Raw genomic sequence first — 13,855 nt, 5'->3', positions numbered from 1 at the left:
GAGTGCTGGTGGTTGAGTCAGCGCAAATTACGCAGCGCCGCCCGTTGCCGGCATGCTTCGCCGAATGCCTGGAAAATCCTCAGGTAAGGCGGGTTGTCCAGCACCTGCCATTCCGGGTGCCATTGCACGCCGAGGGCGAAGGCCTTGCAGTGTTCGACCGAGACCGCTTCGATCAGGCCATCGGGTGCAACGGCTTCGGCGCGCAGGCCGGGAGCGAGGCGGTCGATGCCCTGGCTGTGAATCGAGTTGACCTGGAACACCGCAGGTAGATCCAGTGCTTCGAACACGCCGCCGGGTTGCACATTCACCGCATGAGCCGGGGCGTATTGCACCGCCAGGTCCGGGTGATTGGCTTCGCGATGATCGAGGAAGCCGGGGAGTTCATGGACTTTCTGGTGCAGGCTGCCACCGAACGCCACGTTCATCTCCTGAAAGCCGCGGCAGATGCCAAGCACCGGCACGCCAGCGGCAATGGCCGCGCGAATCAGGGGAAGGGTGGTGCGATCCCGCTGGGGATCATGTTCTGTGCCGGGGGCGCTGTCGGGGCCTTGATAGTGGAAGGGTTCCACATTCGATGGCGAGCCGGTCAGCAACAGACCGTCGAGCTGCGGTAGCAGGTCCTCGATTTCGGTCAGTTCAGCCAGGGAAGGAATGACGACGGGCAGCCCCAGCGCCGCAACGCTGACAGCACGCAGGTACTTGTCGCCGCTGACATGGTAGGGGTGCAGGCCAATCTGTTTGACGCATGCAGTAACGCCGATCAATGGCTTGAATGCCATTTTTATCACCTCGAAGTTTCACACTTGAACGAGCTTTTCCGGAGCTTAGCCTTGTTGATTTTAATTAACAACTCCCATGTAAAAAATTCTAAACGCCACACGTCCGATGCTCAGGATTTACGCGTGTTTCAAGGCTGATCTGGCACCCTCGTGCCTCTGATAGGCCCGAAAATAAACGTTAAAAGGCCAAGTGTTCGCTATTGACTTCACTTTGCCTTTCGGATTGACTGGCTGCGTGAAAGGGCGGTGAACATAATAATTAACAGTAAAAAATAGGTGCATCATGTCGGTCCCTCTGCGTGCCGTTCAACTCAACGAAGCAAACGCATTCCTTAAGAAATATCCTGAGGTTTTGTACGTCGACCTTCTGATTGCGGATATGAACGGTGTGGTGCGCGGCAAGCGCATCGAGCGCACCAGTCTTCATAAGGTTTACGAGAAAGGCATCAACCTGCCGGCGTCACTCTTTGCTCTGGACATCAATGGCTCCACGGTGGAAAGCACCGGCCTGGGTCTGGACATCGGCGACTCCGACCGGATCTGCTATCCGATCCCCGGAACCCTGAGCATCGAGCCTTGGCAGAAGCGCCCAACCGCGCAACTGCTGATGACCATGCACGAACTGGAAGGCGAGCCGTTCTTCGCTGACCCGCGTGAAGTGTTGGCCAATATCGTGCGCAAGTTCGACGATCTGGGCCTGACCATCTGCGCCGCGTTCGAACTCGAGTTCTACCTGATCGACCAGGACAACGTGAACGGTCGTCCGCAGTCCCCACGTTCGCCGGTGTCCGGCAAGCGTCCGATGTCGACTCAGGTCTACCTGATCGACGACCTCGATGAATACGTCGACTGCCTGCAAGACATCCTCGAAGGCGCGAAAGAGCAGGGCATCCCGGCTGACGCCATCGTCAAGGAAAGCGCCCCGGCGCAGTTCGAAGTCAACCTGCATCACGTGGCCGACCCTATAAAGGCTTGCGATTACGCCGTCCTGCTCAAGCGTCTGGTGAAAAACATCGCCTACGACCACGAGATGGACACTACCTTCATGGCCAAGCCGTACCCGGGCCAGGCGGGCAACGGTCTGCACGTGCACATTTCGATTCTCGACAAAGAAGGCAACAACATCTTTGCCAGCGAGGATCCCGAGCAGAACGCCGCGCTGCGTCACGCGATCGGCGGTGTGCTCGAGACCCTGCCGGCGCAGATGGCGTTCCTTTGCCCGAACGTCAACTCGTACCGTCGTTTCGGCGCACAGTTCTACGTGCCGAACTCGCCGAGCTGGGGTATCGACAACCGCACCGTGGCCGTCCGCGTGCCAACCGGTTCGCCGGATGCCGTGCGCATTGAGCACCGTGTCGCCGGCGCCGACGCCAACCCGTACCTGCTGCTGGCTTCGGTTTTGGCCGGTGTGCACCATGGTCTGACCAACCAGATCGAACCGGGCGCTCCGGTGGAAGGCAACAGCTACGAGCAGAACGAGCAGAGCTTGCCGAACAACCTGCGTGATGCGCTGCGCGAGCTGGACGACAGCGAAGTCATGGCCCGCTACATCGACCCGATGTACATCGACGTGTTCGTGGCGTGCAAGGAAAGCGAGCTGGCCGAGTTCGAGAACTCCATCTCCGATCTTGAGTACAACTGGTACTTGCACACCGTTTGACGAGCCGTACTCCTAACCTGTGGCGAGGGAGCCTGCTCCCGTTGGGTCGCGCAGCGGCCCCAATAATATGGGACTGCTACGCAGTCCAGCGGGAGCAAGCTCCCTCGCCACAGGTTACTCACCATTCGTGCCGTCCCCTATTTTCCTGCGTCGAGTCACAACCATGACAATCACCCGCAGCGATTGGGAGCAACGCTTCCAGTCCCTAACTATCGAAGGTCGCGCATTCATCGACGGCCAGTACTGCGCCGCCGCCAATGGCGCCACGTTTGAATGCGTCAGCCCCGTTGACGGTCGTTTCCTGGCGAACGTCGCCAGCACCGATGAAGCCGATGCCAACGCGGCAGTCGCCGTCGCGCGCCGCGCCTTCGAATCCGGCGTGTGGGCCAACCTGGCCCCGGCCGAGCGCAAGCGCATTTTGATCCGTTTCGCCGACCTGATCCTGGCCAACCAGGAAGAACTGGCGCTGCTCGAAACCCTCGACATGGGCAAGCCGATCAGCGACGCCATGAGCATCGATATTCCGGCGACCGCCAACGCGATCCGCTGGACCGCCGAAGCCATCGACAAGATCTATGACGAAGTCGCTGCCACGCCCCACGATCAACTGGGCCTGGTGACGCGCGAAGCGGCCGGCGTGGTGGCGGCCATCGTGCCGTGGAACTTCCCGTTGATCATGGCCAGCTGGAAATTCGCTCCGGCCCTGGCGATGGGCAATTCGTTCATCCTCAAGCCTTCGGAAAAATCGCCGCTGACCGCGATCCGTATCGCACAACTGGCGCTGGATGCGGGCATTCCGAAAGGCGTGTTCAACGTCCTGCCGGGCTTCGGTCACACCGTCGGCAAGGCGCTGGCGCTGCACATGGACGTCGACGTGCTGGCCTTCACCGGGTCCACCGCAATAGCCAAGCAGCTGATGATCTACGCCGGGCAAAGCAACATGAAACGCGTCTGGGCTGAGGCCGGTGGCAAGAGCGCCAACGTGGTGTTCGCCGACGCGCCGGATTTGCGCGCGGCGGCACAGGCTGCGGCCGGCGCCATTGCGTTCAACCAGGGCGAAGTCTGCACCGCCGGCTCGCGTCTGCTGGTGGAGCGTTCGATCCGCGAGCAGTTCATTCCGCTGCTGGTGGAAGCTCTGCAAGGCTGGAAACCGGGGCACGCGCTTGATCCTGCAACCACCGTCGGCGCGGTCGTTGACCAGCGTCAACTGGACAACGTATTGCGCTACATCAACATCGGCAAAGAGCAGGGCGCTCAGCTGATCGCGGGCGGCAGCCGCACCCTCGAAGACACCGGCGGTCAGTACGTGGAGCCCACGATTTTCGATGGCGTGACCAATGCCATGACCATCGCCCAGGAAGAAATTTTCGGCCCGGTGCTGTCGGTGATTACCTTCGATAGCGAGCAAGAAGCGCTGCAAATCGCCAACGACAGCATCTACGGTCTGGCCGCCGGTGTATGGACCAGCAACCTGAGCAAGGCGCACACCTTCGCCCGTGGCTTGCGTGCCGGCAGCGTCTGGGTCAACCAGTACGACGGCGGCGACATGACCGCGCCGTTCGGCGGGTTCAAGCAATCGGGTAACGGTCGCGACAAATCGCTGCATGCGTTCGACAAGTACACCGAGCTCAAAGCGACCTGGATCAAGCTCTAACAACAATAAAGCGGCGGTCGCCGGCTCTTTGCGGCGGCCATCGGAGAAACCTATGAAACAAGATTCTTTTAACCAACAGCATGTAAACAGCTACTACGCCGCCACTCGTAACTTCACCGGCGATTTCCCGGTGCTGGAAGGCGCGGTGGACTGCGATGTCTGCGTGATCGGTGCCGGCTACACCGGCCTGTCCTCGGCGCTGTTCCTCGCCGAAGCGGGCTACAACGTGACCGTGCTCGAAGCGGCCAAAGTCGGCTTCGGCGCCAGCGGCCGTAATGGCGGGCAACTGGTCAATTCCTACAGTCGCGACGTTGATGTGATCGAAGAGCGCTATGGCGACAAGACCGCCGAAGTGCTCGGCAGCATGATTTTCGAAGGCGCCGACATCATCCGTCAGCGCATACAACACTACGACATCCAGTGCGACTACCGCCCGGGCGGCATCTTCGCGGCGATGAACAAGAAGCAACTCAAAGGCCTGGCCGAGCAGAAGAAGAGCTGGGAGCGCTACGGCAACAAGAACCTGACAATGCTCGGCGAAGCCGACATCAAGCGTGAAGTCGGTTCCGATGCCTACGTTGGCGGCTTGCTGGACATGCAGGGCGGTCACATTCACCCGCTGAACCTGGCCCTCGGCGAAGCCTCGGCGATCATCGGCCTGGGCGGCAAGATCTACGAACAATCGGCGGCGGTGGAAATCACCTACGGCGAACCGATCACCGTGCGCACCGCCAAAGGCGTGGTGAAGGCCAAGTACCTGCTGATCGCCGGTAACGCCTACCTGCCGCAAGGCCTGGACAATCGTGTGACCAGCAAGAGCATGCCGTGCGGTTCGCAGATCGTCGTCACCGAGCCGTTGTCGGAGCAGCAAGCGCGCAGCCTGATCAAGAACAACTACTGCGTCGAAGACTGCAACTATCTGCTCGATTACTACCGTCTGACCAAGGACAACCGTTTGCTGTACGGCGGTGGCGTGGTCTACGGCGCCCGTGAACCGGACGACATCGAGCAACTGATCAAGCCGAAAATCCTCAAGACCTTCCCGCAACTCAAGGACGTGAAGATCGACTACCGCTGGACCGGCAACTTCCTGCTGACCATGTCACGCATGCCGCAATTCGGTCGTATCGAGAAAAACGCCTACTACATGCAGGGCTACAGTGGCCACGGCGTGACCTGCTCGCACCTGGCCGGCAAGCTGATCTCGGAAATGATCCGCGGCGACGCCGAGCGTTTCGACGCGTTTGCATCCTTGCCGCACATGCCGATGATCGGCGGTCGCAAGTTCTCCGCGCCGCTCACCGCCATGGGCGCCGTGTACTACTCGCTGCGCGACCGTTTCGGGATCTAAGCGTTACCTCACCGGCGGCTATCCCCATCAGGTACCGCCGGTTTTTTACATCCCTTGTGGGAGCCAGGCTGGCGATGAGGGCATATCAGCTAAAATGGATGTCGCCTGACACACCGCTATCGCGAGCAAGCTTGCTCCACAGGTTGTACAACTTCATGGCAAATGGCTATTTTTCCGGCCGTTTATCGAACCTGCTGAGCTACACCATCAAACGTGATTTAATAGCCGCCTTTCACGTTTGCGGGACCGGAAAACGGCGTGATCCGCGCCTGCTCTCCACCTTTCCATTAACCCTGTAGGAGCGAGCTTGCTCGCGATAGCGTTGGTTCAGTCGACATCAATGTTGAAGGTCAGATCGAAATCGCGAGCAGGCTCGCTCCTACTGGTTGGCACATAAGGCTGTCATGGACACGGGCTCACGACTCAAATTAGTACGCGAAAGCTACAAACTGTCCCAGCGCGAGCTGGCCCGGCGTAGCGGCGTCACCAATGCCACCATTTCCCTGATCGAACAGAATCGCGTCAGTCCTTCCGTCAGCTCCTTGAAAAAGCTGCTCGAAGGCATCCCCATGTCCCTGGCCGACTTCTTCACCTTCGACCAACCTCCGCGCGAACACCAATACGTCTTCCGCGCCAGTGAACAACCGGACCTGGGCCGCCACGGCCTGCGCCTGCTGCTGATCGGCGCGTCCGTACCGAGCCGGCAGATGCGCCTGCTGCGCGAGCAATACGCGCCGGGCGCCAGTTCCGGAGAAGAGCCGATCGTGCATTCCGAAGGCGAGGAGTGCGGGTTGGTGACACGCGGCACGGTTGAGCTGACCGTCGATGGGCAGACCAGCGTGTTGAACGCCGGGGATGGCTATTACTTCCCGACGACGCTGCCGCATCGGTTCCGCAATATCGGCGCGGATGAAGCGGAAATCATCAGTGCCAACACGCCGGCGAACTTCTGATTACGGTTGCTGACGGACGCTGTCATTGCCATCGTTGATAAAAAATCCGATGACCGTTCAGGCATCGGATTTTTTTATGCGTCCCTTGTAAAGAATGCAGCACGACTGCCTGTGTCGTTAATCAGGATCTGCGCAGAATGTGCAAGGCAGAGCCGGGAAGCGGAACCTACGCCCACATCGCATAGCAGTCGCAGCAATGCCCCTCATCATAAAGCGATAATTCCTACGTGTTTTTCAGCCCCAAAATCTAACGTTCGTCGGATGTCAGGTTGCTATCACCGCATTCGCCTGCCCATCCCAGCACGGCTGCTAAGCTTCGTCGTTGCAACGCCCGAGCCCGTTTTTAGCTCACATTGCGCGTGTACCCACGGATTACGACTTCTATTCCTGTCGACAACCTGCACGGAGGCAGGCGATGGTGATCAAACGCATGGAATCAAGTGCGGACGGGGTTCCCGAGCCGCTTGATCGAGAAGAAATGGAGCGGCTGCTGTCGTTGTTGCTGGCCAGTCCGTTGTTTGCCAAGTCACGGCGCATGGGCAGTTTGTTGCGCTTTCTGGTCGAGCACGACCTGCAATCCTCCAACGCGCCTCTTACCGAGCACGCCATCGGCATCGCGGTGTTTCGTCGCGACCCGGCGGTGTATTGCACGGGCGATGATCCGGTGGTACGGGTGCAGGTGGGCCGGTTGCGCCGCAAGCTCGCGGCGCATTACGCCACCAGCGGCCAGCAGGACCCGGTGCGGCTGTGCATTCCGCCGGGTTGTTATCGCCTGGTGTATCAACGCCTGCGGCACAAAGTGATCGGCACGCGTCATCCGGTGTTGCAGATCCAGCCGTTTACTTGCATCACCCGTGATGGCGATGACTTTGCCCGGGGTTTGTGTGAGGAGTTGAGCTGTCGCTTGTTCCAGTCATTTGAACAGGCGCAGACCGTGGCCAATCATGTGTTGATGAAGGTGCCACGCAGCAGTGTCAAAGCCCCCGAAGTCGGGCGCGGCGGGCGCTATAGCTATTGCCTGGAGGGCAGCGTGCGGGTCGAGCCGGCGCGGGTGCGGGCCTCGTTGCGGCTGGTGGATGTGGCGCAGGGGCGGATTCGCTGGTCGGCGCAGTTTGATCGCAACCAGCCATATGGCATCGCCACCCAGGAGGATTTGGCGGAGTCGATCTGTCTGTCGTTGACCGGGTACTTTGCCAAGGGCGGTCTGGACGAATAAAAGGGGCAACCGCGAGGTTGCCCCGGTTCGACGGTTAAACGGTTTTCCATTCACCGCCTTCGTAAAGGCGATCTGCGGTGTTATCGAACGTCAGGTCGATTTCGATCGCCTTGGAGCGTGAGGTACTGAACATGGTGCTGGTTTGAACATTCTGTTCGAACCACACCAGGATGGTCTCGACGGGGGTCAACACGGTGTTGCCGGTGACCACCTGGTTAACGGCTACGTAGATCGGCGTGCTGAGCTGGTTGCCATCGATGCCGGTGGACAGTTGGTTGATGCCCGGATGGATCGGCGCATAGTTGTTCACAAAAGTCATGGAAACGGCCGGACCGCCAGTGACCGCAGGGCTCAGCAAGCCGTTTTGATCGAGCGTCGAGGTTTGCCCCAGGCCGATATTGACGATGTTGGTCGAGACTTTGACTTGTACGTTTTCCTTGAACACGTTGGAGGCGAACAGCTGATATTGAGGGGTCCAGCTGAACTCGTTGTTGCTCAGGTAGGCGTCATAGGATTGCCAGACCACGTTGTAGTCTTCGGTGCCGACTTTCTTGGCAAAGCACAGCTTGTAACCGGACTTCTTCAGCAGGGTCAGGTCGCCGGGGGCGATTTCGATGGTGACGACTTTTTGTGAAGCCGCCAGGGCCGACCTCAATACCCTGCCGTAGTCCTCGGCCTTCAGTTGCGTTGCACCCATGATCGATTTGACGGCTTCTTGCACATCATTGTGAAGCTGCTTGCTTTGTTGGCTGACAGCTATTGATTTGCTCATGGTTTCCCTCTTCCTTGGTGATGTGTTGGGCAATCAATGGGCGGCGGGCAGTGAACCCGGTCAATCCATTGAGGGCTTCACTCTAGGTTCGTGGGGCAGGGTGGCTAAGTGTCTTGGCGTTACAGGCGGGTAACCGGTTTGTATCAACTGGGTAAATACGGCGAGGCGACCGTCGGGCCGTCCCGCCGTATCTTCAGGCGGCCTGCGCGTCGGCCCAGACGAAGTTCCAGCTGTTGCGTTTGCCCTTCGCAACCTCGATCAGCGTGTTCTCATACACCGTGTGATTGACCACGCCGGTGTAGGTCAGGGTCCGGGCGGCGTTGGTGCCGGTGCACTCGCCCGGTTGTCCGCCCGCTTCGACCATGGCTTTTTTCACGTCGGCTTCCGACGGGGCGCTGCTCTGGTTTTTTCCACTTTTACAAAGCTCATGATTTCACCTCTTCCGTGATGGGGGATCGGTGCGAGGCAGAGCCGACAGCATTCACGTCCCTGCAGCACACCGAAGGCCATACTCTATTGGCCTGCCAGATGGTGCAGAAGTGACAACTGGAGCGTTAAGGTAACAAGCGGGAAACAGCGCCTTCGAGAGAAGTATCGGGGACGTATCAAGTGGGGTTCTACATTCGGCGGCAGCGCTCATAGCTATCATTCATTTGCTCGATACCCACCATTAAAGAAAGCAAGTTCTGTTTTTCTGTCATCAGAGGAGGATAGCGTTATACCGATCTCGCCTTTGAAGGAATCAGCGCGATGAGAATCTCGACCTTGCTGGCTTTTGTTGCCGTGTTCAGCGGCAGCGTCGCTGTTTCTGTTCCCGCCGTTGCCGCCGATCCCGCCTGCCGTTTCCTGCCGATTGCCGACAGCACCGCCAGTTTGCAGCAGGCGAAAACGGTGGCGGTGCTCTATAGCGAAAACACCCTCAATACCCAGCAATACCTTGAGAGTTATCACGCCGTGGCGGTCAAGGGCGCGCAGAATCCCGAGATGGACAAGCAGATCAGTCGGGCGTTTGTCGACAGCTCCGATCCGCAGCGGGCCATCAACGGGTTGATGGGGTCGTTGCAGAAAGCGTTCGCTTCGGTGACGGTCTACGACAACCTCGATGCGGCGGTGCAGGCGCACCCGGATGTGGTGGTGATGCTCGACACCTACAGCCGCCTCGTGTCGAAACGCAATAATCAGGTCGAAGCGCGGTTCATCGCCAGGTTCTATGACGCCAACCTGCAATACATCGGCGAGGCCCAAGGTTCGCGGGCCGAAAAAATGCCGTCGGTGTGGGTGCACGGCAAGGCCGCGCCGCAGATTGCCGCGCAGATCGATCAGCAGACCGATCTCCAAGTGAATGCGCTGAAGCAGTTCGATGCCTCGTTGAAGGCGCTGGTAACGTCTGGCACTGCGGGTCACGTCGCCAGTAACTGACCTGTGCAAAAGCCACCCGACCTTACCGGCGGGTGGCTTTTTTTTTCTTCAAAACTGCCTTGGTCGGCCGGTTCATGGGTGAACTACACTCACACTTCTGAGTACACGCGGCTGAACAAGGAAGAAATCATGCTCGATTACATGGCGTTGGGTCTGTTGATCTTTGTCGGATTGGTCTTGTTCTACGGCATCATCGTGTTACACGACATTCCCTATGAAATTGCCGTGCACCGCAATCACCCTCATCAGGACGCGATCCATGCCACCGGTTGGGTGAGTTTGTTTACGCTGCATGCGCTCTGGCCTTTTTTATGGATCTGGGCGATGTCCTATCGCGAGGATCGCGGCTGGGGTTTTGGTGATGGCAAGTCGGCGACCAGCCATATAGTTCATCTTGAAGAGCAGGTGCGCGAACTTCAGCTGCGTATTGCACGCATTGAAGGAACCAAGGGAATTCCTGATGCGCCGGTGTCAACCGAACCCGGCAAAGGTCATTGAGCCATGGATCTTCTACTCGTTCTGACCTATGCCGCCTTCTGCATTGCGCTGTTCAAGATTTTCCGGATTCCGCTGAATAAATGGACGGTGCCCACGGCGGTGCTCGGCGGTGTGGTGTTGATCGGCTCGTTGATTTTCACCATGAACTACAACCATCCGTACTCCGAAGTGGCGCGCTCGTATTTCGTCTCGGTTCCGGTGATCCCGGTTGTCAGCGGTCAAGTGATCGACGTGCCGGTCAAGACCAACCAACCGCTGGAGAAAGGCGAAGTGTTGTTCCGGATCGACCCCACACCGTTCGAGAACCGAATCAAGTCGCTCAAGGCACAGTTAATTTCGGCCAAAGGCGATCTTGGGCGAATCACGGAGTTGATGAAACGCAACTTTGGCACACAGCGTGAACTGGATATCGCCGTCGCGCGGACCGACGATTTGCAGGCGCAGTTGGCCAGCGCCCAGTACGAACTCGACAACTCGACTGTACGTGCGCCGAGCAAGGGCTTCGTGACTCATGTTTCCTTGCGTCCAGGCATGATGGCAAGCAAGTTACCGTTGCGGCCATCCATGGTGTTCATTCCCGATGAGGGGCAATATTTAGCCGCCTGGATGCGGCAGAACAGCCTGTTGCGTTTGTCCGAGGGCGATGAGGCTGAAGTGGCCTTCGACGGTATTCCGGGCAAGGTTTTCCAAGGCAAGGTCAAGAGTGTTTATGGCGTGATTGGAGAAGGGCAGGTCCAGCCTTCCGGCACGCTGATGAGCTTTACCGGCTCGCCGCCGGCTGGACGCGTGCCGGTCATCATCGAAATCACTGATCCGGCGTTCGATGCGTACAGAGAGAAGATACCGGGAGGCGCCTATGGGCAGGCTGCGCTGTACAGCCATCACTTCCATCACATTGCAGTCATGCGCAAGATTCTGCTGCGCATGGCCGCCTGGATGAACTACATCTTCCCGTTCCATTGAGGTGGAGGGTAAATCGAAGGCGGGCCTGTCATGGATCAGGTGTGTACCAGCGCGATGGTAAACGAGACCACGATCATGCAGGCAAAAGCAAAATTAAGATTCATGAAGTGTTCATCCGGAACGGGGGAGATGGGCGCCATTTTGAACAGGCTGCCGTTAAATAAAAAATTCGGCTTCATGATTTGAATGATCGAAGGAAATGATACCTGGAGGTTTTTTGCGCCAGCGCCTGATTGTGTTTGCACCGGGCTTTGTCTAATCTCGCACAAACCCGCACTTAGTTGCACAAACAGGCATAAGCATGCACGACCACTCGGCAGCCGAACTCCCTCAACTGCGCCGGCAGAAAATCCTTTTGATCCTCGAACGCGACGGCAAAGTCATGGCGTCCGAGCTGAGCCAGCATTTCGCCGTGTCCGAGGACACTATCCGCCGCGACCTGTCGGAGCTGGCCACGGCCGGCCTGGTACAACGAGTTCACGGCGGAGCACTGCCGCGTCCCAAGGACACCGGCAAGGATTACTTCACCCGCATCAGCGAAACCGACGAGGAGAAAACCCGATTGGCGCAGTGGGCGGCCAGGCGGGTGGAGAGCGGGCAGATCGTGATGTTCGATTCCGGCACCACCACGTTGCAGATTGCACGTTCCTTGCCGGCGGATATCTGCATGACGGCGGTCACTGCGTCACCGATGACGGCGATCACTTTGTCCGAGTACAAAGGGATCAAGGTAATTCTGGCGGGCGGTCAACTCAACCCGGCGACGATGTCGGCCAGCGGGCATGAAACCCTGCGCTTGCTGGAAGGCATCAAGGCTGATGTGTTGTTCACCGGGGTGTGTGCGATTCACCCGGAAATCGGCATCAGCTCGCTGCATTTTGATGAAGTGCCGGTGAAGCAGGCGATGCTCGACAGTGCGTCTCATGTGATTGCCGTTACCACGGCGGACAAGCTGGGGGCAGTGGAGCCGTTTGTGGTCGCGCCGTGTTCACGGTTGCACACGCTGATTACCGAGCGGCATGTGGCGTCGGGGAGTGTTGAGGATTACCGGGCACTGGGGATTGAGGTGGTGCAGGCATGATGCATGATCGCTGAATGTTCCGGCCTCATCGCGGGCAAGCCCGCTCCTACAGTTTTGATCTTCAGTGAACGCAAAAAAGCGCACACTCGCGATCCCTGTAGGAGCGAGCCTGCTCGCGATGGGGCCAGCACAAACAACATCAATACCCAATGGCTCAGCGCAACCGCTCAAGCATCTGGTAATACCACATCCCCGCCGCCAGCATTGGGTTGCCGAGCAGGTCACCCATCGGCACGCGAATGTGCTGGCACGCGGCGAAGGTATCGTATTGTTCAAGCTGCCCGGTGATCGCCCGGCCCATGATTTCGCCCATGATGTGGGTCGTCGCGATGCCGTGGCCGGAGTAGCCCTGGCAATACCAGACGTTGTCCGAAAGCTTGCCCAGTTGCGGGATGCGGTTGATCACGATGCCCATCGCGCAGCTCCACTGATAATCAATGGCCACGCCTTTGAGCGCCGGGAACGTCTGCTCGATGCACGGGCGCAGTTCGGCGGCGATGTCGCGCGAATCCTTGCCGCTGTAGTTGGCGCCGCCACCGAATAGCAGACGCCCGTCAGCGGTGAGGCGGTAGTAATCGAGCACGAAACGGCAGTCGTATACGGCGAGGTCTTCGGGGTTGATCTGCTTCGCCAGGTCCCCGAGCGGCGCCGTGGTAACGATGCCGCCCATGGCCGGGAAAATCTTGCCCTTGAGTTTGCCCGGCTCCAGTTTGTGATAAACGTCGCCGGCCAGTAGCACCTGATTGGCGTCGATGCGGCCATGGGCGGTGCGCACCCCGGGCGTATCGCCATGGATGATTTCCAGCACTTCGCTGTTTTCGAAGATCAACGCGCCCAGACTTTCCGCCGCCCGCGCTTCGCCGATGCACAGGTTGAGCGGGTGCAGGTGCATGTTGCGAGTGTTCTTGATCGCACCGTGATAGAGGTCGCTTTGCAGCAGGTCGCGCACCTGACTGCGGTCGAGCAGGCTGACCTCATCGCCCATGCCGCGCCGCACGGCTTCGTCGTAATCCTTGCGCAAACCGTCCATGTGGCTCGGCTTGTAGGCAGCATGCAGGTGGCCGTGTTTGAGGTCGCAGGCGATGCCGTATTTCTCGACCCGCTGCTGGATGATCTGGTGCCCGCGCCAGCGCAGGTGCCAGATGAAATCGTCGACTTCTTCACCGAGGGTACGGCGCATCTGCTTGCGCATGGCTTCATCGCCCGAGAGGCTGCCAGTGACCTGGCCGCCGTTGCGCCCGGTGGCGCCCCAGCCGATTTTATTGCTTTCAACGATGGCGACTTTCAGGCCTTTTTCCGCCAGCTCGACGGCGGTGGCGACGCCGGTGAAACCGCCGCCGATGATCACCACGTCAACCCGGTGCTGGCCGTGCAGGGTCGGGTAATCGGTGTCCTGGTTCAGGGTGGCGGTGTAGTAGGAATTGCAGCGTTGTTGGGTCATGGTTTTGTCCAGGTAAGCAGGTTTACCTGCGGGAGCGAGCCTGTTCGCTCCCACAAGGATTGGAGGTA

At 58.9% G+C, this 13,855-nt stretch carries 13 protein-coding genes; 9 read left to right on the top strand and 4 right to left on the bottom strand.

Features of this window, described 5'->3' with window-relative positions; translation table 11 throughout:
• Positions 1 to 17 precede the first annotated feature (17 nt).
• Positions 18 to 779, bottom strand: coding sequence for a gamma-glutamyl-gamma-aminobutyrate hydrolase family protein (locus tag ACNYC6_RS02645; RefSeq protein WP_419710948.1), 762 nt, complete (start codon positions 777 to 779; stop codon positions 18 to 20).
• A 283-nt stretch (positions 780 to 1,062) separates the two neighbouring features.
• Here ACNYC6_RS02645 and ACNYC6_RS02640 point away from each other — a divergent pair, with 283 nt between their 5' ends.
• The 5 genes from ACNYC6_RS02640 (at position 1,063) to ACNYC6_RS02620 (ending at position 7,613) form a co-directional block, all read left to right on the top strand.
• Positions 1,063 to 2,439, top strand: coding sequence for a glutamine synthetase family protein (locus ACNYC6_RS02640; protein ID WP_419710947.1), 1,377 nt, complete (start codon positions 1,063 to 1,065; stop codon positions 2,437 to 2,439).
• Positions 2,440 to 2,602: 163 nt separating this feature from the next.
• Complete coding sequence (locus tag ACNYC6_RS02635) at positions 2,603 to 4,093, top strand: aldehyde dehydrogenase (RefSeq protein ID WP_419710946.1); 1,491 nt, start codon at positions 2,603 to 2,605, stop codon at positions 4,091 to 4,093.
• A gap of 52 nt (positions 4,094 to 4,145) precedes the next feature.
• The gene (locus tag ACNYC6_RS02630; RefSeq protein WP_419710945.1) at positions 4,146 to 5,444 is read left to right on the top strand and encodes an NAD(P)/FAD-dependent oxidoreductase; all 1,299 of its coding nucleotides are present in this window, start codon (positions 4,146 to 4,148) and stop codon (positions 5,442 to 5,444) included.
• Between the two features lie 404 nt (positions 5,445 to 5,848).
• On the top strand, positions 5,849 to 6,397 hold the full coding sequence (locus ACNYC6_RS02625) for a cupin domain-containing protein (protein WP_419710944.1): 549 nt from the start codon (positions 5,849 to 5,851) through the stop codon (positions 6,395 to 6,397).
• 415 nt (positions 6,398 to 6,812) lie between these two features.
• The gene (locus tag ACNYC6_RS02620; RefSeq protein WP_419710943.1) at positions 6,813 to 7,613 is read left to right on the top strand and encodes a hypothetical protein; all 801 of its coding nucleotides are present in this window, start codon (positions 6,813 to 6,815) and stop codon (positions 7,611 to 7,613) included.
• Between the two features lie 34 nt (positions 7,614 to 7,647).
• Here the strand turns inward: ACNYC6_RS02620 and ACNYC6_RS02615 are convergent, their stop codons facing one another.
• On the bottom strand, positions 7,648 to 8,385 hold the full coding sequence (locus tag ACNYC6_RS02615; protein WP_419710942.1) for a hypothetical protein: 738 nt from the start codon (positions 8,383 to 8,385) through the stop codon (positions 7,648 to 7,650).
• Positions 8,386 to 8,578: 193 nt separating this feature from the next.
• Positions 8,579 to 8,761 (bottom strand): hypothetical protein, encoded by a 183-nt coding sequence (locus ACNYC6_RS02610; RefSeq protein ID WP_419710941.1) that lies wholly within the window; start codon positions 8,759 to 8,761, stop codon positions 8,579 to 8,581.
• A 374-nt stretch (positions 8,762 to 9,135) separates the two neighbouring features.
• On the opposite strand from ACNYC6_RS02610, the gene ACNYC6_RS02605 reads away from it, so the two are divergent.
• The 4 genes from ACNYC6_RS02605 (at position 9,136) to ACNYC6_RS02590 (ending at position 12,346) form a co-directional block, all read left to right on the top strand.
• Positions 9,136 to 9,804 carry an ATPase gene (locus ACNYC6_RS02605; protein WP_419710940.1) on the top strand — a complete coding sequence of 223 codons (669 nt, stop codon included), beginning with the start codon at positions 9,136 to 9,138 and terminating at the stop codon, positions 9,802 to 9,804.
• Between the two features lie 129 nt (positions 9,805 to 9,933).
• Positions 9,934 to 10,302 carry a DUF3302 domain-containing protein gene (locus ACNYC6_RS02600; RefSeq protein WP_419710939.1) on the top strand — a complete coding sequence of 123 codons (369 nt, stop codon included), beginning with the start codon at positions 9,934 to 9,936 and terminating at the stop codon, positions 10,300 to 10,302.
• 3 nt (positions 10,303 to 10,305) lie between these two features.
• The gene (locus tag ACNYC6_RS02595) at positions 10,306 to 11,265 is read left to right on the top strand and encodes an HlyD family secretion protein (RefSeq protein WP_419710938.1); all 960 of its coding nucleotides are present in this window, start codon (positions 10,306 to 10,308) and stop codon (positions 11,263 to 11,265) included.
• Between the two features lie 301 nt (positions 11,266 to 11,566).
• Positions 11,567 to 12,346: a DeoR/GlpR family DNA-binding transcription regulator gene (locus ACNYC6_RS02590; RefSeq protein WP_419710937.1), complete on the top strand. Its 780-nt coding sequence runs from the start codon at positions 11,567 to 11,569 to the stop codon at positions 12,344 to 12,346.
• Positions 12,347 to 12,500: 154 nt separating this feature from the next.
• On the opposite strand, the gene ACNYC6_RS02585 is transcribed toward ACNYC6_RS02590, so the two are convergent.
• Complete coding sequence (locus ACNYC6_RS02585) at positions 12,501 to 13,787, bottom strand: NAD(P)/FAD-dependent oxidoreductase (RefSeq protein ID WP_419710936.1); 1,287 nt, start codon at positions 13,785 to 13,787, stop codon at positions 12,501 to 12,503.
• Between the last annotated feature and the right edge of the window lie 68 nt (positions 13,788 to 13,855).

Origin of the sequence: Pseudomonas sp. NFX224, assembly GCF_048565165.1 — a bacterium.
GTDB lineage: Bacteria > Pseudomonadota > Gammaproteobacteria > Pseudomonadales > Pseudomonadaceae > Aquipseudomonas.
Note: the sequence above shows the minus strand (reverse complement) of the source record. Positions and strands in the feature narration are given on the sequence as shown.

Excerpts from the sequence above, each read along its gene's own strand:
- ACNYC6_RS02635 (WP_419710946.1), top strand. The coding sequence starts at position 2,603 with ATGACAATCACCCGCAGCGATTGGGAGCAACGCTTCCAGTCCCTAACT.
- ACNYC6_RS02645 (WP_419710948.1), bottom strand. The coding sequence starts at position 779 with ATGGCATTCAAGCCATTGATCGGCGTTACTGCATGCGTCAAACAGATT.
- ACNYC6_RS02600 (WP_419710939.1), top strand. The coding sequence starts at position 9,934 with ATGCTCGATTACATGGCGTTGGGTCTGTTGATCTTTGTCGGATTGGTC.
- ACNYC6_RS02585 (WP_419710936.1), bottom strand. The coding sequence starts at position 13,787 with ATGACCCAACAACGCTGCAATTCCTACTACACCGCCACCCTGAACCAG.
- ACNYC6_RS02590 (WP_419710937.1), top strand. The coding sequence starts at position 11,567 with ATGCACGACCACTCGGCAGCCGAACTCCCTCAACTGCGCCGGCAGAAA.
- ACNYC6_RS02615 (WP_419710942.1), bottom strand. The coding sequence starts at position 8,385 with ATGAGCAAATCAATAGCTGTCAGCCAACAAAGCAAGCAGCTTCACAAT.
- ACNYC6_RS02625 (WP_419710944.1), top strand. The coding sequence starts at position 5,849 with ATGGACACGGGCTCACGACTCAAATTAGTACGCGAAAGCTACAAACTG.
- ACNYC6_RS02630 (WP_419710945.1), top strand. The coding sequence starts at position 4,146 with ATGAAACAAGATTCTTTTAACCAACAGCATGTAAACAGCTACTACGCC.
- ACNYC6_RS02605 (WP_419710940.1), top strand. The coding sequence starts at position 9,136 with ATGAGAATCTCGACCTTGCTGGCTTTTGTTGCCGTGTTCAGCGGCAGC.
- ACNYC6_RS02620 (WP_419710943.1), top strand. The coding sequence starts at position 6,813 with ATGGTGATCAAACGCATGGAATCAAGTGCGGACGGGGTTCCCGAGCCG.
- ACNYC6_RS02595 (WP_419710938.1), top strand. The coding sequence starts at position 10,306 with ATGGATCTTCTACTCGTTCTGACCTATGCCGCCTTCTGCATTGCGCTG.
- ACNYC6_RS02640 (WP_419710947.1), top strand. The coding sequence starts at position 1,063 with ATGTCGGTCCCTCTGCGTGCCGTTCAACTCAACGAAGCAAACGCATTC.